This is a genomic window from Nitrincola sp. (assembly GCF_048264025.1).
GTDB lineage: Bacteria > Pseudomonadota > Gammaproteobacteria > Pseudomonadales > Balneatricaceae > Nitrincola.
Window position 1 is genome coordinate 203,885 of the sequence record NZ_JBLXDN010000001.1, and the last position, 25,428, is coordinate 229,312.

Consider the following 25,428-nt stretch of genomic DNA (forward strand, 5'->3'; position numbering starts at 1 on the left):
CAGCTGTAGATGACTGAATGTACTCAAAATGACGTTATAGTGCACTTTTTTATTTAGAGCAGTGGAGCACTTCAAATAAGCCACATTTTTCGGCGGCAACCCAATCAACCCTGAACAAACATGCCGTACAATATCCCCATGGACCTTACAACCCTTTCACCCACCTCACTGGATGATCCACTCTATTACCTGCGTAATGCCCAGCAGGTAATCCAACTGTGTCTGAACCAGTATGCCGATCTGCTGCTGTCAGACGAAATTCAGCAGCTGGAACAGCTCTTGTTACTGGATGAGTCGGCACAGGCGTTGCTGATCCGTATGGTGATGCGAAAAGGGGTGTTGTTCCGCAAGGATAATCTGAATTACCACGAAGTGCCTGATCTGGAAGCCGCTCTAAAACAATTGCAAACGACGGGTTTAGTTGATGATCGACCTGAGTTATCACTACAAGCACTGTGCGATCTCTGCCGACGCGAAGAGTGCTTGCTACTGGCTCGCCACCGTCTGCCTGAACGAAGTCTGACTGCATCCATGCGCAAATCAGATCTGGTAGCAATACTCCTTGAGCAGGCTGCAGAGCAGCAAAAGCTACACAGCTGGTGGCCAGAACCACCTTTTGAACTGGTGGAACTGAGTTGCAATCCCCTGTTTGATCGTCTGCGGCTGATGTTCTTTGGCAACCTCTATCAAAGTTGGTCCGAATTTGTGCTGACAGAACTGGGCCTGCAGCAGTTTGAACCGGTTGCATTCACTCCTGAGTCCAGGCCGTTTCAGCGTCGTGAGGAGGTCGATCTGTATCTGCAGCTACAGCAGTTGCGAGAAGGGGTTGAGGCAGGTGAAGACATCGAAGCCCTGTGCCAATCCCTGCCAGAACCAATTGACTGTGACTGGATACACTATCGCTATCAGAAAGTGCTGTTTCAGCTCGGGCATGAAGCTGAGCGGCGCCAGCAGATAGAATTAGCACTGCGGCTTTACCAGCAGAGCCAACACCGTGAAGCACGCTTACGCACCCTGAGAGTGCTGGAAAAACGCGAACTAGCCGAGCAGGTATTTGCCCTGGCGACGCAAGCGCATGAGCAGATACGCCAACCTGAAATCCGGGCCGGGTTACGGCGTATTCAGCAGCGCTGTGCGCGCAAAGCTGGCCTGGATTTCAGTCTACCGGAATCCATCAAGGTGCCGGTCCATTCGCTAACCCTGCCCAAACCTGAGTATATCAGGGTAGAAAGTGCCGTGATCGAATTCCTGTCAGATGCTGACACGCAGTTATATCATGTCGAAAACCACCTGTTCACTGGCCTGTTTGCACTGCTGTTCTGGCCAGCCCTGTATGTGCCTTTACGTGGTGCCTTTTTCAATCCATTTCAGTCAGGCCCCGCCGATCTATTCCGGCCCGACTTTACTGAAGGACGATCCGAGTTGATTGCGTCAGCGTTTGAGCAGTTAAGCACAGGCGCTTATCGAAACACTATCCTGCAGCGCTTTGAGCAGAAACAGGGAATCAGTTGCGCGTTGATCTATTGGCCCAGCCTGCAGCCTGAGCTGGTTAAAACCGCGCTGAAGCTGATCCCGGCCACACACCTTGAAGCGATCTTTCGCCACCTGCTGCTTGATCTACGCCACCACCGACGTGGCCTGCCCGATCTGATCGAACTGAATCGAGCAACCGGATGCTATCGTCTTATTGAAGTGAAAGGCCCAGGCGATCGCCTGCAGGATCATCAGCGTTTGTGGATGCAGGCCATGCTGGAGCACGACATTCCGGTGAGTGTATTGCATGTACGCTGGGATGAGGACAACGCGTGAAGGTGGCCGTGCGCTCCTTGTGCGAATTTGCCGCACGCCAGGGCAGCCTGGAGCATCGTTATACCCCCTCACCCACCGCAGATGAAGGGATTAAAGGGCACAAAACCCTGCAGTCCCGAAGACCAGAAGGCTATCAACCCGAATACCTGCTGGAAGGCGAATGTCTGGGTATTCACCTGCGCGGTCGTGCAGATGGTTGCTTACCCGGTTACCTGCCAGATGAGCACACACCCCTGGTGGAAGAAATCAAAACCCACCGCGGCGACCTCACCCGTATCGGCCCAGGTCAACGCCACCTGCATGAAGCACAACTGAAGGTATACGGCGCGCTGCTTTGTCAACGCGATAACCTGCGTCAGGTCCAGCTTCGCCTGGTCTACTACGATATTGCTCAGGATCGGGAAACGCCGTTTGAGCAGCTGTGGCAGCGTCAGGATCTGGATGATTTTCTGACAGAATTGTGCAGCCGCTATCGTGACTGGCACCAACAGGAGTCGGCACACCGGCAACGACGCGATGAGGCGTTGATGACGCTGACCTTTCCCTTTACGGACTTTCGTCCTCATCAGCGCCAACTCAGTGAGACGGTGTATAAAGGCATCTGTACCAGGCATACGCTGTTGCTGGAAGCGCCTACTGGCATCGGCAAAACCATCGGCGTCAGCTACCCGGCCTTGATGGCCATGCCCAGGCGGCAACTCGACAGGCTGTTTATACTCACCGCGCGTACCACCGGCCGCCAGCTGATTCTCGACAGCCTGCACAGTCTGCAAGCATCCAGGGATACTCCGTTACCCCTAAGAATTCTTGAACTAACCGCACGAGATAAAGCCTGCGAGTATCCGGATCGATCCTGCCAGGGTGAGTCCTGCCCATTGGCCGATGGCTTCTTCGACAGATTACCTGCAGCGCGACAAGCCGCAGTCAATGCCAACTGGTTGGATAGGTCTCGCATCCGCACGCTGGCGGCTGAACATAGCATCTGCCCCTACTATCTCGCCCAGGAACTGGCACGCTGGTCAGATGTAGTGGTCGGTGATGTGAACCACTACTTTGATCAGCAGGCACTACTCTACGGGCTGACCCGACAAAATGACTGGCGAGTAGTGCCATTGATCGATGAAGCCCACAACCTGATCGATCGCGCCCGCGGCATGTACTCAAGTCAGCTGAGTCAGACGCAGTTTCGTCACGTCGCCAGCACCGCACCCAAGGAACTCAGCACCACCTTCCGGGCGGTTCAACGCGCCTGGCGCCAACTGATTAAAAGTCATCTGGACACGGATGCCAGCTCTGAGCTACAGACTGTACAGTTTCATCTGTCTGAGGTGCCGACTGAACTGAATGGCGCCCTGCAACGCCTGGTCAGAGACCTGACTGATTACATGACAGACCATCCTGTGCTGCCAGAGCTGCAGTCATTGCTGTTGGATTCGATCGGTTTCATGAAACTGGCCGAACTCTTTGATGATCATTCACTCTGTACGCTGACAGTGAAGCAGGAAAAAGGTAAAGGAAAACACCCAGCTTTCAAAGCCAGCCTGTCGATACAAAATCTGATTCCGGCTGACTTTCTGGCATCGCGTTTTCGCCAGGCCCAGGCCTGTGTACTCTTCTCGGCCACGCTGAATCCCGCGCACTACTACCGTGATCTGTTGGGTTTACCAGAGAAATCCGGTTGGCAATCCATTCCCAGCCCCTTTTCGGCCAGACAGCTTGAGCTCAGAATCATCCGCATCAGCACCCGATTCAATGACCGGCAGGGTTCGATTCAACCGATAGTTCAGCGTATCCAGCAGCAATACCACCTGGTGCCGGGCAACTATATGGTCTACCTCAGCAGCTTTGCTTATCTGGAACAGCTACGCCGTGAATTTGCGGCACACTGCCCGGATATACCCATCATGACCCAGTCATCCGGCATGGCTGAACAAGCCCGACTTGAGTTTGTACACGCCTTCCGGACAGAACGCGGTAAAGTGGGCTTTGCGGTACTCGGCGGTGCCTTCTCGGAAGGCATCGACCTACCAGGCGATGCACTGGTCGGCGTGTTCATCGCCACACTCGGCCTGCCACCTTATGACGACTTTCATGAGCAGTTGAGCAAACGCCTGCAGACACGCTTTGGTCAGGGGTATAACTACACCTACCTTTACCCTGGTATCCGCAAAGTGATTCAAGCGGCGGGTCGACTAATTCGTACCCCGGAAGACACGGGTGTGATTGAATTGATAGATGATCGCTTTAGCAGTCAGCAAGTACGGCCGCTGTTGCCTGGTTGGTGGTTTGACTGAGCGGTAGCCCTGCCAAGACGCTGAAAATTCTCACCAGTCGCCTGCTGTCTTAATTGGCAACACATGATGCGCCGGTTCCTCATAGGGATGAGCCGTCAGCATGGCCGTCATCACCGCCTTGATCACCGACTCTTCACACACCATCTCCACTCGGTATTCCGGTACTCGCTCTAAAGCCCCCACCGCCCCAATATGAGGATTCGCCCCCGCCAAGGGCCGAAACTGCCCCTGCCCCAGCACCTTCCAGGCACACTGATCATAATCTCCAATCCGCCCGGCGCCGGCAGCCGACATCGACTCGATCAACTCATCAACATGACTCTCTGGAACATACACAACCACCAGATACATAAAATACCTCTTAGCTTTTGTGTTAATTCTGTAAGCTTAGCAACTTTCGGATTGATATATGCTCGATTCAACGACCATCAAGTGCGGCATCATCAAATACTAAACCTTTCCCGATATTGACTGGGCGTCAGCCCAGTCTGCTTATGAAACATTTTGCGAAAGGCGCTGACATCTTCGTACCCCACATCCCAGGCAACCCGCTCTACGGGTGTTCTACTGTTCTCAAGCGCTTCACGCGCCTTATTCAGTCGCTGCTGCTGCAGGTATTCAGCGGGGCGCAAGCCTGTTGCGCGGTGGAAGCGACGCATAAAGGTGCGTTCGGTCAAACCCGCCAGCTCGGCCATCTCGGTGATAGTGCACTTGGGGCGATAATATTTGTGTAGATGATGCTGCACCTTCAGTATCGGGGCATCTCCGTGCGACATCTCCGGCATGAAGGAGCGGTAATAACTCTGCTGACGCGCCCCGGTATCCACCACCAGAAAACGTCCCAACGCCTGCACGACAGATGGAGGAACATAGCGTCCGATCAGATGCAGCCCCAGGTCTATCCAGGCCATCACCCCGCCAGCGGTCACCAGATCAGAATCTGACAGCAACAGTGCATTAATATCCAGGTCTATCTCGGGATAGTGGTGCCGGAAAACGCTTTCAAGGTGCCAGTGTGTCGTTGCTTTGCGTCCATCCAGCAGACCCGCCTGCGCCAACAGGAAAGACCCAGCGCAGGCGGAGCAGACCAACGCGCCCTGCCGGTGCAAGTCTTGCAGAAAAGCACAAACAATCGGTTGCGGCTCCTGGTAAGCCTGGCCTTCCAATACCGGTGGCACGATGACGAGTGAAGGCGTGACTTCCACGGCATTCAGCGGCGACAACTGCCCCTGTTCAAGTTGCCAGCGAACGATGCGGAACTGCAGCTCAGGTGTCGGCTGCAACTCAACAAGCATGCGGTTAGCCGACATAAACAGATCGATCAGGCCATGCACAGCCGAGAGCGCAGTACCGGGAATCTCCAGAATAGCCACAGAAATGATCTTAGACATGTCAGTTTTGACCCCATAATTGTCAGTCGAACCACCCGAAAAGCGTAACAGCAAACGTTAAAATACGCGATAAGCATTTAACAGGAGAACAACATGAGCAAAACCGCACTGATCATCGTCGACATGCAGAACGATTACTTCCCCGGAGGCAAGTGGACTCTGGATGGCGTAGAAGCCGCCGCCATCAATACCGCTCGCGTGCTGGCTGATTTTCGCCAGCGTGGACTAGCGATCATTCATGTACGGCATGAATTCCCATCCACCGACGCGCCCTTTTTTGTTCCCGGCAGTGACGGTGCCAATATTCATACCAGCCTGCAACCCGCCGAAGGTGAGTTTCAGATTCTAAAAAGCGAGGTCAACAGCTTCCAGGGTACTGAGCTGCACGCGCTGCTGCAGCGTGAAGACATTACTAACCTGGTAATCACGGGTGCCATGAGCCATATCTGCATCGACGCCATCACCCGCGCTGCGGCGGATTTAGGCTACAACAACACCCTGGTACATGATGCCTGTGCAACGCTGGGAGTTGAGTTTAATGGTGTGCAGGTTCCAGCGGTCCAGGTGCACGCCGCCTTTATGGCCGCACTGGCCTTCGCCTATGCGGAGGTGGTCAGCACCGACACCTTCTTGTCGAGCCGTTGATGCATGACCGTTCGCAGCTAAACAAACCCGAAAAAGTTAGCCGGGTTATCGACTAGAATTTTTTGCCGTTCTGTCGAATCCGGCGCACATCGGTATAAAAGTTCAAGTAACTCGGCGTCATTAGGCGGTGGTGACACAGATAACGGATGCGGCCAATCGCTGGCCCACACCACTCTGTCCGGAGCTGCATCTATGTATGCACGCGCTATTGGCAAGACATCACTCCAAGGGTGGCCCTGGACAGAGATTTTTTCTCCCAACGAGAGCATGACCCAAAAGTTACCTTTTTTTAGCAATTCGAGCATTTTTTGGACGTTTGGATCATCGACACCGAGTCGTGCGTCTGCTCGACCCTGATGGTCGATAAGTATTGGGAGATCCAGGTTTTCGTATAACTCAACACTATCGATAATTCCGTGTTTTTCTGGCTGAATTTTCATATACCAACCCAGCTCTCGAAGACGGCTTGTTGCTCGACGAAACTCATCAGCAGAAAGGCCTAAACCCAGTTCCTTACGGAAGGTAAACCGTGCCCCCCGCACACCGGCGCTGTGTAACGCTTCAATATAAGTGTCGTCGCGCTCATTGAACACAATGGCGTTGGCGCAGCCACGGTAATTGGGGCCAGCCTTCTTAAGCGCATCAACCACCACACTGTGGTCAGAACCATAGGTTGTAGCCTGAACGACTACACCACGCTCAATACCCAGCGCTCTATGCATCTTCAATGCGGCATCAATCGTAGCAGAGGGCATTTTGAACAGAGCGTCTGGGCGTGGAGGATAAACTGCCGGGTCACCGAAAACATGAAACTGCGAATCGCAGGTGTTTGCTGGTGGGGCTTCATTTGCCTCACGGGGGTTAGGATTAAAGGGGTAATACCTAGGCATTCTATTCACTCCTGCCATGTAAACTAAAAATGGCCGAGTTCCTCTCGGCCTATGACCAATTGCTTCAGATTCCCTGTGGCCGATTAATAACAGCCATCAGGTCACACTGAATCAGAAACTTCGATTCAATAGGGTTTTGAAGGGTGTGCCGAGCCGGCCTCGAATCCTTGTTCGGAAACATCTTCAACCATTCAGAATTTAGAATCTCTCTTTGTGAACGATCTTGCATCCATACCGTCAGTTTCAGAATATCTTCGGTAGTACCTCCTGCCGCTTCAACGATATTGCGAATATGCGTGAACATATGCGCACACTGAGTCGCCAGATCGACTCCCAGTTCACCCGTATCAGGATCCGTACCATTAATAATACCGCTAGCCACCAGGCCTCCAATCCTGCTTGCTACAGGGATAGGATTAGCATGCTGAAAACCTGCAGTGTATATACTTTGGCGTTGTGACATTTTTGCTTTCCTGTATTTGTCATCAGTGACTGCCGAAACGACTTAGGATCATAGATGAATATCGGCTTCCTCAATCAGCACACTCCAACGATCGTATTCTTCATTTAAGAAGGCTTCAAAGTCACTTACCTCCATTGCGCGAACACTGGCCCCAGCAGTTTCAAATTTCTCGATTACGCTGGGGTCGTTAAGTGTTTTTTTCAGTGCGGCGTTCAGATCTTCCACGACACCTTCAGGTATCCCTGCGGGTCCAAACAGACCTGTGAAGGTTTCCGCTAGCGCCTCGGGGTACCCTAGCTCCGTAAGCGTCGGCACATTCGGTAGAGACGGCAGGCGTTCTGGCGACGTGACAGCAAGTGCAGTGAGCCTACCGCTTTCAACATACTGTTTAGCTACGGTGTACTGGTCAAAGTTGAATTCAACACGACCACCAAGAAGATCCGTTGTAGCCGGAGCATTTCCGCCGTATTGCACCGTCAGCCACTCAGTGTTCAATAAGCGTTGCATCATTTCACTGACCAGGTGGTTTTGGGTTCCAACACCGGGAGATGCCATAGCAAGATCGCCTGGATTTTTCTTAGCCTGTTCAAAAAGTTGCTCAGCAGTCTCAAAACCAAACTCTGGATTTGTCTGAAGCACTAAAGGCACAAAAGAGATAGAACCGATCGGCGCAAAATCATCTTTCCAGAAATAGCTGTCATTTTGGAATAACAGCGGACTGAAAAGCACCGGACCATTAGGCGCGACGAATAAGGTGTAACCATCCTTATCGGCCTGAACCACATGAGATGCAGCAACCATACCCCCGGCACCTGGTCGGTTTACAACGACGAAAGGCTGTCCGAACTCCTTCTCCAAACTTTCAGAGATAATTCGCGCAGTCATATCTACGTTTCCACCTGGAGGATAGGGTACTACCAAGTGAACAGGCTTTTCTGGCCAAGCTGCTTGTGCTCCACTGGCCATCAAAGAAAAAAGTAAGGGTAAAGCTAATCGTTTAAAGATGGGCATTTTATTCTCCTTATTTTAGTTGAAGCGCATTTCGTCACATTTAAAAGCATGTGATCAATCAATGGCTACCCTTATTACTTTCGACAATCTACCACCCTGTCATCAAGTTCAAAACGCAACTTAAGTTCGTATGATGGACTTTATTGTCGATAGATTGTCAGCGATGATTTCAGATCACTCTGAATAGCGCCAAAGCAAAGGAAGGCACGAAATACAATAATTCATAATAGTCCACTATATAGACTTGTTAGTCAGCGAAATATTGACCGACTAACACGACCCCTATAGCTTTTAAATATAAATAATTACAACTAACGATCACGAGGAAAATATAATGCAAATCGATACAAGCAAGCTTTCACCACAAGAAAGCTATCGATTGATAAGTGGCATTGTAGTCCCGAGACCTATTGCATGGATCACGACACAAAGCCCAGAAGGCGTAGTCAACTTAGCACCGTTCAGTTGCTTTACTTTTGTATCCAACAGCCCACTCATGCTAGGCATCAACATAGGCCGCAAAGCGGGTATAGAGAAGGATACGGCACGCAATATACGATCTCTGAGTGAATTCGTAATCAATATCGCTGACTGGTCCATGGTGGAACTCGTGCATGCAAGCGCAGTGGAATACGAGTCCCATGAAAGTGAAGTGGAAGCACTGGGTCTAGCGACAAAACCGTCCAATACTGTCCGACCTCCACGACTTGCGATGGCTCCCATCAGTTTAGAATGCCGATTACATAGTGTTACTCCCTACGGTAATACAGGCGCAGAATTCTTTGTGGGTCAAGTGACCCAAGCTCACCTATCAGATGATCTCTATAAAGATGGACACATCGATACTCGCTCCTTGCAGCCGGTATGCCGAATTGCAGGTCCTAACTACGCAAATCTAGGCGAGATTCGTCAGCTAATACCCGTAGCCCAAACTCCTAAAACCATCATTGAGGGTTAGTTATGAGCCACGAAGACCTATCTCCTGATACGGGTTTAGACAACATCAAGGAAGAAATGCATGAGGACGGCAAGACGCAAGGTGCACGCAGCATAAGAAGAGCCATTGCTATTCTTCGCGCACTTGCCACCGGTCAGGAGCACGGTGTTCGCATTACCGACATAGTGCATCAAACCAGCCTCAATCGCCCCACAGTTCACCGGATCCTGAAAGTATTAATCGAGGAAGGTGTCGTTGAACAAGACGCTAGCACCCGCCGATACATGGTAGGACCTGAAGTGTCTCTATTGGGGATGTCTCGTCCTGCCCATGTACCGGTGAAGTCTGTGGCCGAGCCTTACCTTAGACACATCGCTGAGCAGTGTGGCGACAGCGTCTTTCTATCTATCCGTAGCGGTTTCGACTCTATCTGTGTAGACCGCAAGACCGGTAATTACCCAGTCAAAGTCTTATCAATTGAGGTCGGTGTCCGTCGTCCACTCGGCATTAGTGTGTCAGGCATCGTGTTGCTGGCATTTGCCGATGAAGCTGACAGGGAGGAGGTTCTGCTCGGTAACGAACAAAGGTTGGCGAGTCAAGGCTTAGTCATTGAAGAAGTACGGAGGCGTATTCTTGAAACTCGATCTCTGGGCTTCGCCTACAGTGAAGCCGGGGTCGTACCCGGAACTCGGGCCGTGGCACTGCCTGTATTCGATGCCAATGGTAAACTGGTGGCTTCAATTGCTGTATCAGCAATGGCTGACCGGCTCACTCCGGAACGCCTCGCTACCTTGACCCAACTCATCCGCCATCAAGCCGAACTGATTGCTAAACGACTCAATGAAGTAAAACGCCGACTTTAGGCACTTTACATAATCCAGGAGTGAATATGCTATTTCCAACCCTGCGCCCAGGAAGAGCTCCACTAAGTGGAAGCGTTTATGGCTGCCTGCTCAATTTTCAGCAAGAACTGCAAAGACTCGGAGACGCCATTAACGAGCCTCCTTACAACGGCCCGCCCACTGGACCAGTTATGTACGTTAAAACACCGAATACCCATATATCCGCAGGAGAACCCATTCCCCTTCCCGAAGAGGTGGAGCAGGTTATTATAGGTGCCACTTTGGGAATCGTAATCAAGCACACCTTAACACGAGCCAGCGTCGAGCAAGCCAAGGCAGCAATCGCCGGTTACACATTGGTAAACGATATCACCATACCCCACACCTCGCTTTTTCGACAGCCACTCATGCAAAAATGCCGCGACGGCTTCTGCCCGATTGGGCCTTCACTGGTTGATGTCAATGAACTGCCTGATCCATCCACGTTTGTACTACGCACCTACGTCAATGGTGAGTGCAAGCATGAACAGCGTCTGGATCAGTTAGTTCGTCCAGTCGCGACGCTACTGGCAGACATATCCGATTTTACCAGTCTCTATCCAGGCGATCTGATATTGGCGGGTGTACCCGTGGACATGCCACTGGCAAAAGCGGGCGACATGGTAGCGGTTGAGATGGATGGGCTAGGACGACTGGAAAATCCCTTAGTACGAGAAGCGGACCTTCTGGAGGTGGCACCATGAAGCATGGTCGAGTCGCTTTCGAGGGCAGAATTCAACAAGTTTGGGAAGATCAGGGCAAAGTACGGCTAGCAGATGGTAGACGGGTCGGGGAAACTGAGGTCGTTTGGCTATCACCCGTAACGCCTGGTGCAATTTTTGCGCTGGGAATGAACTACGTTGACCATGCGACTGAAATTGCTTCAAAGGCCCCCGATGAACCCTTGGTATTTTTAAAAGGCGCCAACACTTTGACTGGCCACCGTTCCTATACTCCACGCCCTGCCGATGCCACTAATATGCACTATGAATGCGAACTAGCCATCGTGATCGGCAAGTCTGCACGTCGTGTTGCCCAGAAGGATGCATACGACTATATAGCGGGTTACACCGTGGTCAACGATTATGCTATACGAGACTATCTTGAAGGTTTCTACCGGCCGAACTTCCGCATCAAAAGCCGCGACAACTGCACCCCCATCGGCCCATGGATAGTGGACGTTGCCGACATTCCGGACCCTATGAACCTACGTTTAACTACCCAGGTTAACGGCGTGCTCACTCAGGATGGATCCACCCGAGACATGATCTTCGACGTGCCTTTCCTGATCGAATACTTCAGCCGTTTCATGACACTGCAACCTGGCGACATCCTTCTCACGGGAACTCCCAAGGGCACGGTAAACGTGGAACCCGGTGACGAAATAATAACAGAGATCGAGGGCATCGGTGCCCTGATGAACACTATCACCGCGAGGACTCTATGATACTCAATAAAGATGAGATCCACCTGGCCGCTGAGCAGCTTGACCAGGCAGAAACTGAACGTAACCAGATCGGTCACCTGTCCTTAAAGTATCCGGATATGGGGTTTGAGGATGCGTATGCCATCCAGCATGAATGGGTGAATATGAAGGTTGCCAGGGGTCGCCGTGTTATGGGGCACAAAATAGGCCTTACCTCTAAAGCCATGCAAGAGTCTGCACGCATTGACGAACCTGACTACGGTGTACTGCTCGACGATATGTTCTTCGAAGACAACAGCGAAATACCAATAGACCGTTTCATCGTCCCACGGTTAGAAGTGGAGCTGGCATTCGTACTCTCCAGGGATCTTAGTGGCCCCAACTGCACCGTTCTGGACGTGATGCGAGCTACTGAATACGTGATGCCGGCACTGGAAATCATTGATGCCCGAGTGCAACGTATAGATCCTGCCAGCGGCGGACCCCGCAAGGTCTTCGACACTATCGCCGACAACGCCGCAAATGCCGGCATAGTACTAGGCGGTCGCACTATTCGACCCTTAGACGTCGATCTGCGTTGGTGCGCGGCCATTTGTAGCCGTAATGGTATAGTCGAGGAGACTGGCGTTGCCGCGGGTGTGCTCGGCCATCCGGCAAAAGGGATTGCTTGGCTGGCCAACAAACTATCCCCCTACGGCGTCACCTTAAAGGCGGGTGAAGTGCTGTTGGCAGGCTCCTTTACACGGCCACTGGATGCATCGGCTGGCGATACGTTTCACGTGGACTACGGCCCCTTAGGCTCCCTAGGTTTGCGATTCGTTTAAGGAGAGCATGATGGAACTTCCGGTAAACCACTTTAAAAAAGCATTAAACGAGGGGCGTACTCAACTGGGTTTATGGTGCGCCTTAGCGAACGCCTATGGCACCGAAATCGGTGCCTGCGCGGGCTATGACTGGCTGTTGATTGATGCGGAGCATGGACCCAATGATCTGCAACTGGTTCTCGCCCAACTACAAGCCGTAGCTCCCTACCCAGTGACCCCTGTAGTACGTCCACTCAATGGCGATTCCGACACGCTGAAACCGCTGCTCGATGCGGGTGTGCAAACGTTCTTAATTCCCATGGTTGAGAGCGCAGAACAGGCTCGTCGTATCGTTGCAGCCACGCGATACCCACCCCTGGGGCATCGAGGTGTAGGTGCAGGGCTGGCTCGAGCGTCACGATGGGGACGAGTACCAGAGTATGTACACCACTGCCATACCGAATTATGCATTCTAATTCAGGTGGAAAACCGAGCAGGTATCGATAACCTGAATGAAATCGCCGCCGTCGAAGGCGTCGATGGCGTATTCATCGGTGCAGCAGACCTGGCTGCTGATATGGGATATTTAGGTCAACCAGGACACCCGGCAGTGAATAGCGTAGTACTCGAAGCCTTTAAGCAAATTCAAGTTGCAGGTAAGCCAGCCGGTGCCCTCACCGTCAACGAACTGCTGGCGCACGAGCACCTCGCCGCCGGGTGCCAGTTTCTTGCTATAGGCGCCGATACCAGCTTACTTGCTCGAGTCACAGACGACTTACTTCGCCGATTTAAATCACCTGAGGATACTACGCCAGCCCATTCAAACAGCTATTAGCACAATCTAATTTAAAAACGTAGGAGGATAATAATAAATGTTACGTTCACTTAATTGGTTGCAATTGGTTGCAGCATTGCTACTCGCGCTTACAGGTGTCTTCATAATCTGGCAGGGCAGCGAGTACCCACTTGGATCCTTACGTCGTATGGGGCCCGGTTTCTACCCAGTGATAATCGGCAGCGTGCTGGTACTCTTTTCCGCCTTGCTGACGTTAGAGGTCGCTAGAGAGGAGCCGGAAAAAAACGTCTGGATCCCTCGGCCAATCCTGATGATTTCTTCAGGTTTTATCTGCTTCGGCGCGCTATTGGAGTCTGCGGGCCTGGTGCCCGCTATTCTGGCAATGGTGATACTGACGTCACTGGCCGAAAAACCGGTACGCCCACTATCCACAGCGTTAACGGCTATTAGCCTGAGCATACTGGGTGTGGTCGTATTTATTTACGGCCTAAATATTCCCGTAGCTGCGATTCAATGGTGATCTGATGGATATCCTACATAACTTGGCACTGGGCGCTAACGTCGCGCTGTCCTCGCAAGGACTACTCTTCTGTTTTATTGGTGTGCTGGTCGGCACATTTGTGGGTGTTCTCCCGGGCATCGGCCCCTTAGCAGCGATATCACTGGCCCTGCCGATGACCTATTACCTATCACCACCGGTGGCACTGATCATGCTAGCGGGTATTTTTTATGGTGCTCAGTATGGTGGCTCGATTTCCGCTATTCTATTAAACCTACCCGGCACCGCTTCGGCAGCCGTGACATGCTTAGATGGCAATCAGCTCACAAAACAAGGTCGTGCCGGGGTTGCTATCTTCACAGCCTCTATATCCTCTTTTGTCGGAAGCATCATCGCGACTCTATTAGTGCTCGGCTTCACGCCAATGATCGCTTCCTTTGCATTAGGCTTTGGGCCGGCCGACTATTTCACCATTATGCTACTCGGCCTTGTAGCAGCCTCTACCCTGTCTGTAGGTTCACCGCTTAAAGGCATGGCCATGGTGACGCTCGGGATCGCACTCGGTCTAGTAGGCATAGATAACGCATCCGGTACATACCGCTTTACCTTTGGATCACTCGCACTAACTGATGGCATAAATTTAGTAGCGCTGGCCATGGGTCTTTTTGGTGTAGGTGAAATTCTCACCCAGCTAGGACAAAAACAGCGCGCACCATTAACAACCGGCAACATCAGTTTCAGATCCATGCTACCTAAGCGCGAAGAGTGGCGTGGCCTATGGAAAACAATCCTGCGGAGCTCTGGTCTGGGTTCGTTGGTAGGTGCCCTTCCAGGATCTGGGCCAGCCATTGCTGCATTCATGGCCTATGCCCTTGAAAAGAAAATTGCTAAAAATCCGGAGAACTTTGGCAAGGGTGAACTGCGCGGCGTGTCATCGCCAGAAGCGGCCAACAATGCCGCCGTGCAAGCCGCTTTTATTCCAACGCTGAGTCTAGGTATTCCTGGTGATGCAGTCATGGCCGTACTGCTCGGAGCAATGATTTTGCACGGTATCACTCCGGGCCCAATGCTCGTAACGAATGAGCCGGAAATTTTTTGGGGGCTGGTGGTCAGCTTTGGTGTGGGTAACATCATGTTGCTAATTCTGAACATACCCATGATTCGGCTGTGGATTCGGATGTTATCTATACCCTATCACGTGCTGTACCCCGCCATGCTGTTCTTCATCTGCATCGGCGTCTATTCAATACGCTCGAGTGTTTTCGATATATATTGCACGCTCTTATTCGGCATCGTCGGTTACTTACTGATCCGACTGCGCTACCCAACTGCTCCATTACTGTTGGGATTCATACTTGGCCCTATGATGGAGGAAAATTTCCGTCGTGCATTACTACTCGGGCGTGGTGACTATCACACCTTTTTTGAGAGTACGCCAAGTGTCGTATTCTTAATTTTTACAGCGCTGTTCCTGGTATTGCCACTGTGGTCAGTATTTCGAAAACGCACTACCCGACTTAGGAATCAAGACAAGTGATCTACTATGCGTAAGGACGACCACTTACACATTCACGCCAAGTGTTATTGTGTAAGATATATTTTTTGAAGGGAGGTTGGATTCGCAAAACTTCACATTACCCCAAAAAGCAAAGCCATACAGAGCTTTTTGGGGGTTATCTGGTCATTCTTTAAGCAGCGACTACTTTGGGATTTGCACCAAACCGATTGTCATCCGACTGGCTGCCCATAAACATAAACACGAGCAACACAATCAAACCAAGCAAGGGTACAAATGCTATAAGAAGCCATCAGCCACTTTTATCAATATCATGAAGTCGTCTGACAGTTACAGATATACTTGGAACAAACATTGCCAATAAGTATATCCCACCCAGAATACCAACACCGAGTTCTGGGATATAGCTACCTGTTAGCCCATCAATAAGGCCCAAAATTACTGCGACGATAAAACTAAACAAGACAAAAAACCAATACTCTTTTCGTCTAGCTCTCCCACTAAAGTCCGCATAGTTTTTTAAGGCTTGAATATACCAATTCATTTCTTTCATCCTTGTTTCAATCATTTGATCAAAAAACAAAACAATGTGACGTGATACAGAACGAACACCTCACCAGAAACGGCATAATTCACATCATTTACAAATGTAGCCAGTCTGAAAATCCGATCCATTACAGACAATTGTTTTGTTAACCTAGCTTAGCTTCCACTTAATAGCCACTAAAACAGTGTGGGATTATACTTTAAAACAGGTGTTAATAAAACCTGCAACCAGGGCAATGGCTGTTTAGAACCTCAGGTTTGCGATGAGTATTCAATGTCGTTCCAGTTATAGTCATGCAATGCCTTGACGCCCATCCATCCTTTTCGCAATTGCATGAAAGAAGCGTAACCCCAGCGCCGACATTGAACAGATCACGATCCTGCTCTATCCCCTGCGCATTAAAGCTTCCACCACCGGTGAATGTCGCATCCAGCTCCCTATTCCGTATAGCTGCCGACACGAACGTGAGACGCCCTGAAGCTAGCGGTGTGATGATTGTGTCGCTCACCTAGTAATGCCTTCCCACGGTGACGATACCTGAGTACTGCTGTCCAGTGTAATCAGATTTCGCGGTACGATTCACCCCGGGAAATACAATGTGACGGTCACTTTCGTAACTGTTGACGCCAACCGTCACAGCGGCCTGTACAAACAAGGGGCCTGGTGCGTGATGTAGATAACCAGTGACCTGAAATGAGTCAATATCGGTGCTGCCCGAAGAGCACCAAAACCAACACAGGTCTGAAATGCTTTGCTGTATGTATTTGTAGATGAATTATTTTTTATCAAACAGACTTAGATAAAAAACCCTTAGCCCTGCACAGCACCTAGAGACAAAATCGGTCATTTATAGAGCCTCTAAAAAGGAAGTAAGCGCCGAAACTTGATCATGAGTCTGTATATCGATGTAAGCGAGCATCTTAGATCGAGCACTTAACAAACGTCCATACGTAAGCATTTCACGCTCCGAGGTCCAGCCATTTTCGATCAAAAAAGGAATAGGATTTAAATGGAACATCACTACGTCCTCTAGGCTCGGAAATACCCCATTGTGACCGTAAGGAGCTGTTTTAGACACTCCAACCAATGGAGGCGTTCTGAATAAATATCGATCTTCATTAACATAGGTAATGCCAGCTCGACCAATATCTTGCCCATGCATATGAAAACCGAATTCACCCTGTGGGGTGCCAATCGAGTGAAACATTTGATCACTCATCAGCGAACCAGTATGACAACCCGCACACCGACCTTTACCAAAAAAGATCAACGCGCCATTTTTTTGCTTGTCAGTTAAAGCTGATAGATCACCCCGCAGATAACGATCCCAATCACTGGACTCGCACTCTACTGAAACTTTCTGAGCTATGAAAGCTGCCAGTGCATTCCCAACAACATCTAATGTCAATGAAGGTTCGCCGACCTCTGAAGCTATTGACTTCAGCTCAATCGCTTCCTCTGAATCTCTATTTAGTAGTTCGCTGATCAGTTGATTCGCTGCATCGTACTGAGCATCGAAATACTCTGAGTTAATCAGTTCCAGGTTACGTGACGGAGAAAACACATCCATTCGCCCCAGAAACTCGTCTCTAGCCAATAAAGGAAGTACTGCAGCCACTGCTAGGCCTGAGTTGAACCCCTTTGATGCAGCCTCCCCAATAGGACTGTAAATCAGGCCATCTTGCTCGATGACCTTTCCGTCCCAGAAAAATGTAGTTAGATCTTTATTCGCGCGTCCAAATAATGTGAAAGCATTTCGAGGCACCACCACTCCTTCAGAGGACATTCTTTCCAGACCTTCTGCATCGCCCCCTCCGACTCCAATAGCAATCGGCAGCCCATCAGCTAAGTGTATTGAATCCAAATGACAGGTCGCACAACTAGTGTCGTTATCACCGCTCATTAACTTGGTATTGAAAATGAACTTACCAAGGGGAGCTAGTACGCGATTCACGTGCCGATCTGCTATTTCACAGCTGACTGGGCTAAGATCAAATGTCTGGGCAACCAAACTCAACTTCTCATCGATAGTAAGCGCCTGAGCGCCAAAAGGAATCGCCAGAAGTATCGTTGCAAGTCGTTTAAGCATGGCTATCGCTCTGTAAATCGGTGTTGTCGGGAAAGTTCACTGGCTGTTCGTTGATGAATTTCTAAGCCCTTTAGCCCTAAATAGGCCAAAACATCCTCATTCAGTCCGAAGGAAAGCATCATTTTTCGTGTAAGGTCGTACTCGTGACAATCCAAAAGGTGAATCTGAGTTGTTTTATCGGTAGTGTTCAGAATTCTGTGTCATTTCGATAAACTAAGCAAAAACGAGATGACACATGACCAAACCAAGCTTCGATATGGAAGCCGCTTTAGCCCAACTGCGTGAAGGCAAAGATCTCACAGGCAAAGACGGTATTCTAACGCCGCTTATCAAACAATTGACTGAAGCAGCCATGCAAGCTGAGCTTGATGAGCACCTGTCGACTAAAGAGCAGCCTAATCGTAAAAATGGCTCGACGTCAAAGACCGTCAAGAGCCCCGCTGGCAGCTTTGAGCTCAACACACCCCGTGACCGCGTAGGCTCATTCGAGCCACAGTTGGTTAAGAAACATCAAACCCACTTAACCGACGAGCTTGAGCGCAAGATTATCGCCTTGTTTTCGTTGGGTACCAGCTATCAAGATATCCGCATGCACATTGAAGATCTTTACGGTATTCACGTGTCCAATGGCACTCTCAATGCGGTGACCGATAAACTCCTGCCAGAACTTCAGGCGTGGCGTGAGCGACAATTAGAAGCGGTGTATCCGATTGTCTGGCTCGATGCTATTCATTACAAAATCAAGGAAAATGGCCGCTTTGTCAGCAAGGCGGTGTATACCATCCTGGGTCTCACTGTCGAGGGTAAAAAGGAGCTTCTAGGGCTCTATCTATCCGAGTCTGAAGGCGCTCACCATTGGCTTAGTGTCCTCACTGACCTGCATAATCGTGGCGTTCAAGATATTTTAATTGCTTGTATTGATGGGCTCAAAGGCTTCCCTGAAGCCATAGAGTCCATTTATCCGAACACGGAAATACAGCACTGCATTATTCATCAAATCCGCAACTCGTTGAAATACGTGGCTAGTAAGAACCAGAAAGCGTTCATGGCTGATCTCAAATGTGTTTATAAGGCGGTGACATTAAGTGCGGCAGAAAGCGCTCTGGACGATCTGGAGGCCAAATGGGGTGATAAGTATCCCATTGTTATTAAATCCTGGCGCAATAAGTGGATGACGCTCTCGGCCTATTTTAAATACCCAGATTACGTACGCACCGCCATCTACACCACCAATGCTGTTGAAGCTGTGCATCGCCAGTTCCGTAAGCTGACCAAAACCAAAGGAGGGTTTAGCAATGAGAACAGCTTGCTCAAGCTGTTGTACGCGGGTATGTTAAAAGCGTCTGAGCGGTGGTCACACCCGGTGCAAAACTGGAACCTGACCCTGTCGCAACTGACCATTCACTTCGACGGTCGTCTGGATGGTTACATTGACCTATGAAAACCTGGCTGACACAGAATATTGAACACCCTCGTTTTATCGAGTTCAGAGTTTCCTACTTGCTCAACAAACCAGCTCTCATCCATCGCGTTTGCACATTTCCCTGAAAGCTCTATATATCTGTCTGAATATGATAAATAGGCGTAAGCAGGCAATCCCACCTCTTTACTAATCCATAACAGACAAAAGGCCCCCACCACCAATTGGAATAAATATCGGATCTTCACTGAACAACAATTCCCATTGAGTTTAACAAAGCCACATCAATTCTTTCTCCTGATGGGAGATTGTGATTGGAGCGGTAATCTCTAATTGCCCGGCGTGTAATGGGTCCAAGAATCCCATCGACGTTTTTCATGTCATCAAGGTACCCAAGCATTATTAGTTTGACTTGTACCTGGCGAATGACAGATTCCCGCACATCAATATTTCTAGATGGAGTCATAATTGTGTTGGAAGTCCGCAAATCCGGTGCTGTTGTAGATGGAGTGCTCGGCCTACCCAGTGGATCAGAACTTCTTGGAGTGCTTGGTGTGGTTGAACGTGGAGTCGAAGGGCGAGTGCTCGGATAAGATGGAACTGATTTAGAGTAAGATGGCGAGCGCGATCCACTACCGGCTGATGACCGATGAGACGAATGTGAAGCATGTGAAGAATGGCTTCTATGTGCCGCAAGATAAACTGGTGTGGCTGTATTTAGCGGTGCAACCACAAAACCTAGAGTGTCACCAGTGGGTTCTATTATGTGAGTAAATGCATCATCTGAGGCATCAGCGTTGAGGGCTATGAAGCCGGGCAGCAGTGCCGCAAGCCGCTTAATTCGATTCATCATTTCTCCTTGGTGGATCAAATCGGTCACCGTTTGAACTTACAAAATATCCGCCGCACTCACTCTGAAGTTGACAGCCATCACACTCAATTGGGTAAAAGTTTTTCCAATCAGAGATAGACTTCACTGCATGCTGCTTCAATTCCAATGATAGATGACAAAGAGGGTAGTTAAAGAGTACCGGTTTAATATCAAGTCCACTTACATACTCTATGGACTTTAGCAAGTCAACGGAATATTGCTCAGGTCTTATATATAAAGCTGACCAATTGTGCTTAGCCCACCCGGTCGGTTCTAGGTTCATCACCGAGATCTGTTGAATGGAAGAGAATGTGCGTGTTACTAGCTCAAAAACTTCTCGAATATTGTGATAATTTAATTGATTCGGGATGAATCTTAACTCTATAGGAATACCAAGATTCCCCGCATTAATAAGACCTTTCACCGTTTCGAAAAAAGCGCCTTTCGCGCCAACCAACTCATCATGTAAAGAAGGGTAAGCCCCATACAGCGGTACACCAAGAACGAAATTAATCTCTTTTCCCGCTTCAGCCAGATCTCGACAAAACGCGAGATCACTCAGCGCACGTCCGTTCGTCAAAATATGAAAAGAGGTGGATGGTGAAGCCTGTGTCACTTTTTTAAGCATCACTATTAGCTTATCCCGGTATAGAAGTGGCTCTCCTCCTGATATACCAATCACTCCTTCATACTTAAAATCACAAAGTGATTGTCCTGCAACCTCCAAAAGCCATTCATCATCTCTGTCCTTTGGGGGTTGAGAGCAGAATAGACACCGATTATCACACCTCTCCGTCAGCAGCACTGAATTGTGATTCGCTCGACGGCTCATCATCACCCGAATATGGCCACGCCCTGTAACCATACCAACATCAAGATCATCGATTGTCTGAAACAGTTCCTGATCAACGATTCCATCGTCGTTTTGTTCCGAAATATCGGAATAAACACGTAATTGCGGTAGTTCGCTCACAACAGGTCGATCAGATTTACGAAGCACGTAATAACCGTGTTCAAAATCACTGCGCTCATTTATTTCAAATAAATCTATCCGGGATGTATCACTCATCGGCAAGCGCCGCTGCAAACGCCTGATCCGACCGATCTCCGCTCAGATAGGCTATGACCAATTTGAACATACCCCGATGGTATTCACAAAAATGAGAAAGAGATTTATCACCAATAGGCTCACCAAAAAGGCTGATATTCTGCATTGGGTCACCACCACAATAGGGTTGAAAGGCACAGGATGAACATCCAGGCTTATCGAAATTAATGCCTCCATCGATAATCGAATGAGTCAGCTCAGATATGACCAATTCTGGCGAGTCAATAGGCCCTAGTGAGAAGTCTATCTCTGGATGCAGCCGCTGAAGCATACGAGCTTCGTCTGATCCATAAATTTTGCCATCGAAGTTAAACAAAAGTGTATTTAAACCGAATCCACTCGGACTTTTCAGGTCGGCATAACAGTTAAATCTCGGATCAGATAACCGTTTCACATGAACTTTAAAGCTGTGCTCACCGACACCGTAGCCGGCTTCCCACTGTTTTTTCAGCTCCTGTAGAAAGCGCCTGTAGAAATCGAAGTACTCACTTAAGGTATATGAGTTGTCTTGCCAATTCTTTGCAAACCCGTAAGGACTAATTGGTCTTACGAAGAACTGCCTTAATCCAGCTTCCCGAAAGCCTTCGATAAGCTTTTCCGGTTCAGTCAGAAGGGCTTTTGTTACCGTCGTAACAACCCCTAGTCGATCAGGACCTAAGCAGGCCATGACTGACCTCGCGCCGTGGATAGCTCTCGAATATGAGCTGTCGGAAGCCAAAATCCTGCTATTGTCGTGTATAGAAGCATCACCATCCAGAGAAAATGAGAACTCTACTCGTCTTGGTTTGCACCATTCCAGAATCTCGTCGGTCAGCAGTGAAAGTGTACTCGCAATGACTACGTTAAACTGCCCAACTCCTAACTGATCCTCACACTCTGAGTACAGCTGTTTGATCAAATCAAACCGAAGCAAAGGTTCGCCGCCCTGTATTTCAATCACGTAAGGTGCGACGCCTATCTGAGCAATTCGCTCCACAGTATTCGTTATCAATTCTGGTGACATATCGAACTCAGGTCGATCAATCGGTGCTCTTGCAACCTGGCAGTATGTACAAGTGTGATCGCATCGAAGAGTTGGTACGACCATAAAAACAGGTCTGAATACCAATTCGCTTACAAGCTTCTTTCCGTAACCTGCTGCCAGAATCGTTTCCGAGGCACTAATGTTTTCAGGCGCTGCAAGGAAGTGCTTGCTTTGAAGAACAGTTAATAGTGACTCTGATATCTTTCCAGTGTCGGAACATAGAAGATCAAAGTCGGAGGTATTCAAAATCTGATTGAATCCACTCAGATTACTGATAAACACCTTTTCATCAGCGATACGCTCAAACTCAAAAGGCAGCAACCTCATACTTTACGAGCCTGAAGCTGATCTATGACTAACTGGATTAGCTGGGCCTTAGGTTTGTAAAACTCTCGCTTAAGGCTTTCTCGCAGTGCATAGTCGTTTATCAGCCGATTAAGCTCTGAGCGGACTTCGTTAGAGTCCACTTCGAGGCCTACAATCCAGGTAGAAGGCGTTTCGTCCAATGTCCATGCTGAAAAGGGAGATATCCAATAAAGGGCATTTCTCAATACCCACTCAGAAAGCTCTGTTTTGTAAAATTCGATTGAATCAGACATCAAGAAACTCCTTAAGTTAACCGAGTTAATGCATAGGCAATCAATAAATAATAGAGTCAGTTGCACTTATGAACCACAATAGCCGAGTTTTTGTCAAACTTGGTGAACAGTATCAGGCTACTTTTCTATCTGATCTGATGCAAAGCTCTTCAACCATCCTTTTTTAACAAGTAACGAATATAAAACCCTCTCAGATCCAGACAACAGAATGCAGCGACCTGGTCGGACTAATAGATGCTCAACTCAACAGCCATCAAGTGCAACCGCTGTTGCCCGAAGGCTGGTTTGACCGAGCAACAGCCCCGCCAAGACGTTGAAAATACTCAGCAAAGGCCTGGTTAATCTGTTCATGCTGCTCGCCCTGTGGAAATAAACCCATCTCAGCTTCTTTCGAGGATTTCGTACCCTTCACCAGAAAATGGTTACAGATGGCATGGTCCTGCACATAGGCTTCAAATGCACGCGCGGTTACCTCTTCTGGCAAGCTCCAGTAGACGCTATTAAGTTGCTTATCTACTGCCGAAGACGCCTTAAACAAGGCGCTCGGTTGCGTCCCGGTGGAATCCAGAAAGATCGCCTTAAAGCAGGCATACAGTAAATCATTCAATGGGTGGGGGATGGGAGTACAGTCATGCAGCCAGGCACTGGATGCAAATAAACCACGCGGAGCGTCGCTAAAGCACTTGTCTGCCAGATAATGATCCAGTGCATGAAACCATTCATGTGCGATACTGCCTGGTCCTGCATTCTTGGCTAATGAGAAGCACCGAGTCGCTGGCTGATAGTGCGCCGCCACACCGGGGCGGCCACCGATACCGTACTGGAATGCCAGGCAGCCTCTGAGGGATACCACTTCTTCATTGGCATTGAGTATGTGCATCAAGTCACACAATGCATCGTAAAAATGCATAGCGGCCTGCTCACTCTCCGCCGGTTTAACCCAACGACCGATTTCAATACTACGGAAATTAAAACGCCGGCGCAGTTCTACAAAACTAACCACCTCACCATAACGATGATCAGGACCGCGACGATAAAATTTGGACATACTAGCGCTGTTTATATTGCCGAGAACGATAGGCTCGACTAACCTCAGGACTGCGCATACTTCCTCCCTGGCAATCTTTGGATTGCCCTTCTCGCTAGCTACGATAGAGTGTTTTGATCAAATGATAACCAAACTGGGTTTTTACCGGTCCGTGGATTTTGTACAAGGGTTTTGTAAAAACAACCTGATCAAAGGCTTTAACCATCTGCCCTTTACGAAACTCACCTAAATCCCCTCCTTTCTTCCCAGATGGGCAAATAGAGTGTTTTTTGGCCAACACAGCAAAGTCGGCACCTTTTGCCAGTTTTTGCTTTAACGCCTCTGCTTCTTGTTCGGTTTTGACTAAAATATGTACTGCGCTTGCTGTTGCCATGGGTGCACCAATAAAATTTTTGATCATTCTATAGGCTGCGACTTTTTCATCAAGATGACAACGAAAAAAGGCAGTAAACAGTTCCACGCCAGTGCTTCGAAATAGGAGTTGTGAGTCGGTGTTTTTACTGGATGAGGAACTGTCTAAAAAACGGCGGGAAGGCTGATTGGAAGCAGTGTGGACCACAGAAGGTTGGGTTACACCCAGTTATCCAAGCGCAGCGCCTCAACACGCTCAAACTCTTTCAGATTATTGGTGACCAGCGTCAAGCCCTCGCTACGCGCGTGACCGGCAATATGCAAATCGTTCACGCCGATGGGTGTACCCTGCCGCTCCAGACAGGCGCGAATATCACCGTAATGTGCAGCCGCCTTGACACCGTACTCCAGCACCTCAAGTCGAGAGATAAAGTCTTCCACCTGACGCAGGTTATGTTCGGGCCGTGTACTTTTTTCAGCACCATGCAAGAGCTCGGCCAGCGTGATTGAGCTGATACACATCTGCCCTGCATGGCGGTTAAATACAGTCAATACCTCAACTGGCCTTTTCTTAATCACGTAGATAACGATGTTGGTATCCAGCATGTATTTCAGCATTAAAACGCTTCCCGATCGGGTTGCATCTGAGAGGCCCGCTCCGTCATGAAATCATCCGTAACCTGCTCAGAACTCAAGAAGAAGCTATCCCAAGTATGCTCGACTGGCGTCAGAATGCGCTCACAGCCTAATACACGAACATTGACTTTTTTGACCTGATCAGGAAATCGGCTATCAGCTGGCAACCGAACCGCTTGGGTACGATTATTCACAAACACAGAACCTAATGACATAGTAAACACCCCACAAGCTATATATATTGAGTATATAGCAATAAAGAAGTGAGGCGCAATATTGGGTTATACCCAATATTCACAAACAGATCGACAAAGTAAGTTATGAGCTACCAAGGACGGTGTGCTCAAGTCAGATATATGAGACAAGACGCACAA

29 protein-coding genes and 1 pseudogene are annotated in these 25,428 nt (G+C 49.4%); 12 read left to right on the forward strand and 18 right to left on the reverse strand.

The features are described 5' to 3' along the window. The first annotated feature begins 120 nt into the window (after nucleotides 1-120). Complete coding sequence (locus ACN0R1_RS00930) at nucleotides 121-1,809, forward strand: VRR-NUC domain-containing protein (protein WP_417578987.1); 1,689 nt, start codon at nucleotides 121-123, stop codon at nucleotides 1,807-1,809. After that, nucleotides 1,806-4,103, forward strand: a complete 2,298-nt coding sequence (locus tag ACN0R1_RS00935) for an ATP-dependent DNA helicase (RefSeq protein ID WP_417578989.1) — start codon at nucleotides 1,806-1,808, stop codon at nucleotides 4,101-4,103. Before ACN0R1_RS00930 ends, ACN0R1_RS00935 begins: the two co-directional genes overlap by 4 nt. A 30-nt stretch (nucleotides 4,104-4,133) precedes the next feature. Here the strand turns inward: ACN0R1_RS00935 and ACN0R1_RS00940 are convergent, their stop codons facing one another. Together ACN0R1_RS00940 and ACN0R1_RS00945 are read right to left on the reverse strand one after the other, a co-directional pair. Beyond that, nucleotides 4,134-4,454, reverse strand: a complete 321-nt coding sequence (locus ACN0R1_RS00940) for an NGG1p interacting factor NIF3 (RefSeq protein WP_417578991.1) — start codon at nucleotides 4,452-4,454, stop codon at nucleotides 4,134-4,136. A 92-nt stretch (nucleotides 4,455-4,546) separates the two neighbouring features. After that, nucleotides 4,547-5,494 carry a GlxA family transcriptional regulator gene (locus ACN0R1_RS00945; protein WP_417578993.1) on the reverse strand — a complete coding sequence of 316 codons (948 nt, stop codon included), beginning with the start codon at nucleotides 5,492-5,494 and terminating at the stop codon, nucleotides 4,547-4,549. Between the two features lie 93 nt (nucleotides 5,495-5,587). On the opposite strand from ACN0R1_RS00945, the gene ACN0R1_RS00950 reads away from it, so the two are divergent. Then, on the forward strand, nucleotides 5,588-6,139 hold the full coding sequence (locus tag ACN0R1_RS00950) for a cysteine hydrolase family protein (protein ID WP_417578995.1): 552 nt from the start codon (nucleotides 5,588-5,590) through the stop codon (nucleotides 6,137-6,139). Between the two features lie 17 nt (nucleotides 6,140-6,156). Here the strand turns inward: ACN0R1_RS00950 and ACN0R1_RS00955 are convergent, their stop codons facing one another. From ACN0R1_RS00955 to ACN0R1_RS00965, 3 genes are all read right to left on the reverse strand, one after another. Then, nucleotides 6,157-7,029, reverse strand: coding sequence for an amidohydrolase family protein (locus ACN0R1_RS00955; protein ID WP_417578997.1), 873 nt, complete (start codon nucleotides 7,027-7,029; stop codon nucleotides 6,157-6,159). Nucleotides 7,030-7,093: 64 nt separating this feature from the next. Further along, nucleotides 7,094-7,492, reverse strand: a complete 399-nt coding sequence (locus ACN0R1_RS00960; RefSeq protein ID WP_417578999.1) for a RidA family protein — start codon at nucleotides 7,490-7,492, stop codon at nucleotides 7,094-7,096. 48 nt (nucleotides 7,493-7,540) lie between these two features. Beyond that, nucleotides 7,541-8,503 carry a Bug family tripartite tricarboxylate transporter substrate binding protein gene (locus tag ACN0R1_RS00965; RefSeq protein ID WP_417579001.1) on the reverse strand — a complete coding sequence of 321 codons (963 nt, stop codon included), beginning with the start codon at nucleotides 8,501-8,503 and terminating at the stop codon, nucleotides 7,541-7,543. A gap of 334 nt (nucleotides 8,504-8,837) precedes the next feature. Between ACN0R1_RS00965 and ACN0R1_RS00970 the strand changes: the two genes are divergently transcribed. Genes ACN0R1_RS00970 through ACN0R1_RS01005 form a run of 8 tightly spaced genes read left to right on the forward strand, consistent with a single transcriptional unit; the run spans nucleotide 8,838 to nucleotide 15,382 of the window. Next, on the forward strand, nucleotides 8,838-9,461 hold the full coding sequence (locus ACN0R1_RS00970; RefSeq protein ID WP_417579003.1) for a flavin reductase family protein: 624 nt from the start codon (nucleotides 8,838-8,840) through the stop codon (nucleotides 9,459-9,461). A gap of 2 nt (nucleotides 9,462-9,463) precedes the next feature. Further along, the gene (locus ACN0R1_RS00975) at nucleotides 9,464-10,303 is read left to right on the forward strand and encodes an IclR family transcriptional regulator (RefSeq protein WP_417579005.1); all 840 of its coding nucleotides are present in this window, start codon (nucleotides 9,464-9,466) and stop codon (nucleotides 10,301-10,303) included. 26 nt (nucleotides 10,304-10,329) lie between these two features. Beyond that, a complete protein-coding gene (locus ACN0R1_RS00980) occupies nucleotides 10,330-11,025 on the forward strand; it encodes a fumarylacetoacetate hydrolase family protein (RefSeq protein ID WP_417579007.1) in 696 nt (231 codons plus the stop codon). Then, complete coding sequence (locus ACN0R1_RS00985) at nucleotides 11,022-11,768, forward strand: fumarylacetoacetate hydrolase family protein (protein WP_417579009.1); 747 nt, start codon at nucleotides 11,022-11,024, stop codon at nucleotides 11,766-11,768. The genes ACN0R1_RS00980 and ACN0R1_RS00985 overlap by 4 nt, the downstream gene beginning before the upstream one ends. Next, nucleotides 11,765-12,571 (forward strand): 2-oxo-hept-4-ene-1,7-dioate hydratase, encoded by an 807-nt coding sequence (hpaH, locus tag ACN0R1_RS00990; RefSeq protein WP_417579011.1) that lies wholly within the window; start codon nucleotides 11,765-11,767, stop codon nucleotides 12,569-12,571. The genes ACN0R1_RS00985 and hpaH overlap by 4 nt, the downstream gene beginning before the upstream one ends. A 10-nt stretch (nucleotides 12,572-12,581) precedes the next feature. After that, nucleotides 12,582-13,385, forward strand: a complete 804-nt coding sequence (locus ACN0R1_RS00995) for an aldolase/citrate lyase family protein (protein ID WP_417579013.1) — start codon at nucleotides 12,582-12,584, stop codon at nucleotides 13,383-13,385. Nucleotides 13,386-13,422: 37 nt separating this feature from the next. After that, the gene (locus tag ACN0R1_RS01000; RefSeq protein WP_417579015.1) at nucleotides 13,423-13,866 is read left to right on the forward strand and encodes a tripartite tricarboxylate transporter TctB family protein; all 444 of its coding nucleotides are present in this window, start codon (nucleotides 13,423-13,425) and stop codon (nucleotides 13,864-13,866) included. A gap of 4 nt (nucleotides 13,867-13,870) precedes the next feature. Continuing rightward, nucleotides 13,871-15,382, forward strand: coding sequence for a tripartite tricarboxylate transporter permease (locus ACN0R1_RS01005; RefSeq protein ID WP_417579017.1), 1,512 nt, complete (start codon nucleotides 13,871-13,873; stop codon nucleotides 15,380-15,382). A 151-nt stretch (nucleotides 15,383-15,533) separates the two neighbouring features. Here the strand turns inward: ACN0R1_RS01005 and ACN0R1_RS01010 are convergent. The 4 genes and pseudogenes from ACN0R1_RS01010 to ACN0R1_RS01025 all read right to left on the reverse strand — a co-directional run bounded on the left by ACN0R1_RS01010 (nucleotide 15,534) and on the right by ACN0R1_RS01025 (nucleotide 18,191). Further along, a pseudogene (locus tag ACN0R1_RS01010) lies at nucleotides 15,534-15,929 on the reverse strand (DUF805 domain-containing protein). 487 nt (nucleotides 15,930-16,416) lie between these two features. After that, entirely contained in the window at nucleotides 16,417-16,680 is a 264-nt protein-coding gene (locus ACN0R1_RS01015) for an autotransporter domain-containing protein (protein WP_417579431.1), read from the reverse strand. Between the two features lie 75 nt (nucleotides 16,681-16,755). After that, nucleotides 16,756-17,997: a His-Xaa-Ser system-associated MauG-like protein gene (locus tag ACN0R1_RS01020; RefSeq protein WP_417579019.1), complete on the reverse strand. Its 1,242-nt coding sequence runs from the start codon at nucleotides 17,995-17,997 to the stop codon at nucleotides 16,756-16,758. Nucleotides 17,998-17,999: 2 nt separating this feature from the next. Then, complete coding sequence (locus ACN0R1_RS01025) at nucleotides 18,000-18,191, reverse strand: TIGR03982 family His-Xaa-Ser system protein (protein ID WP_417579433.1); 192 nt, start codon at nucleotides 18,189-18,191, stop codon at nucleotides 18,000-18,002. A gap of 41 nt (nucleotides 18,192-18,232) precedes the next feature. On the opposite strand from ACN0R1_RS01025, the gene ACN0R1_RS01030 reads away from it, so the two are divergent. After that, the gene (locus tag ACN0R1_RS01030) at nucleotides 18,233-19,438 is read left to right on the forward strand and encodes an IS256 family transposase (protein WP_151053319.1); all 1,206 of its coding nucleotides are present in this window, start codon (nucleotides 18,233-18,235) and stop codon (nucleotides 19,436-19,438) included. Here ACN0R1_RS01030 and ACN0R1_RS01035 read toward each other — a convergent pair. The 9 genes from ACN0R1_RS01035 to vapB all read right to left on the reverse strand — a co-directional run bounded on the left by ACN0R1_RS01035 (nucleotide 19,423) and on the right by vapB (nucleotide 25,269). After that, nucleotides 19,423-19,665, reverse strand: coding sequence for a TIGR03982 family His-Xaa-Ser system protein (locus ACN0R1_RS01035; RefSeq protein WP_417579021.1), 243 nt, complete (start codon nucleotides 19,663-19,665; stop codon nucleotides 19,423-19,425). The genes ACN0R1_RS01030 and ACN0R1_RS01035 overlap by 16 nt on opposite strands. Next, nucleotides 19,662-20,270: a His-Xaa-Ser repeat protein HxsA gene (gene hxsA / locus ACN0R1_RS01040; protein ID WP_417579435.1), complete on the reverse strand. Its 609-nt coding sequence runs from the start codon at nucleotides 20,268-20,270 to the stop codon at nucleotides 19,662-19,664. Before hxsA ends, ACN0R1_RS01035 begins: the two co-directional genes overlap by 4 nt. Beyond that, entirely contained in the window at nucleotides 20,254-21,357 is a 1,104-nt protein-coding gene (hxsC, locus tag ACN0R1_RS01045; RefSeq protein WP_417579023.1) for a His-Xaa-Ser system radical SAM maturase HxsC, read from the reverse strand. Before hxsC ends, hxsA begins: the two co-directional genes overlap by 17 nt. Beyond that, a complete protein-coding gene (gene hxsB, locus ACN0R1_RS01050) occupies nucleotides 21,350-22,747 on the reverse strand; it encodes a His-Xaa-Ser system radical SAM maturase HxsB (RefSeq protein WP_417579025.1) in 1,398 nt (465 codons plus the stop codon). Before hxsB ends, hxsC begins: the two co-directional genes overlap by 8 nt. Next, nucleotides 22,744-23,019, reverse strand: a complete 276-nt coding sequence (locus ACN0R1_RS01055; RefSeq protein WP_417579027.1) for a hypothetical protein — start codon at nucleotides 23,017-23,019, stop codon at nucleotides 22,744-22,746. Before ACN0R1_RS01055 ends, hxsB begins: the two co-directional genes overlap by 4 nt. A gap of 253 nt (nucleotides 23,020-23,272) precedes the next feature. After that, nucleotides 23,273-24,067, reverse strand: coding sequence for a CLCA_X family protein (locus tag ACN0R1_RS01060; protein WP_417579029.1), 795 nt, complete (start codon nucleotides 24,065-24,067; stop codon nucleotides 23,273-23,275). Between the two features lie 94 nt (nucleotides 24,068-24,161). Next, a complete protein-coding gene (gene ppiC, locus ACN0R1_RS01065; RefSeq protein ID WP_233282106.1) occupies nucleotides 24,162-24,440 on the reverse strand; it encodes a peptidylprolyl isomerase PpiC in 279 nt (92 codons plus the stop codon). A 197-nt stretch (nucleotides 24,441-24,637) separates the two neighbouring features. After that, a complete protein-coding gene (gene vapC, locus ACN0R1_RS01070; protein ID WP_417579032.1) occupies nucleotides 24,638-25,036 on the reverse strand; it encodes a type II toxin-antitoxin system tRNA(fMet)-specific endonuclease VapC in 399 nt (132 codons plus the stop codon). After that, entirely contained in the window at nucleotides 25,036-25,269 is a 234-nt protein-coding gene (gene vapB / locus ACN0R1_RS01075) for a type II toxin-antitoxin system VapB family antitoxin (RefSeq protein WP_417579034.1), read from the reverse strand. The genes vapC and vapB overlap by 1 nt, the downstream gene beginning before the upstream one ends. Nucleotides 25,270-25,428 lie beyond the last annotated feature (159 nt).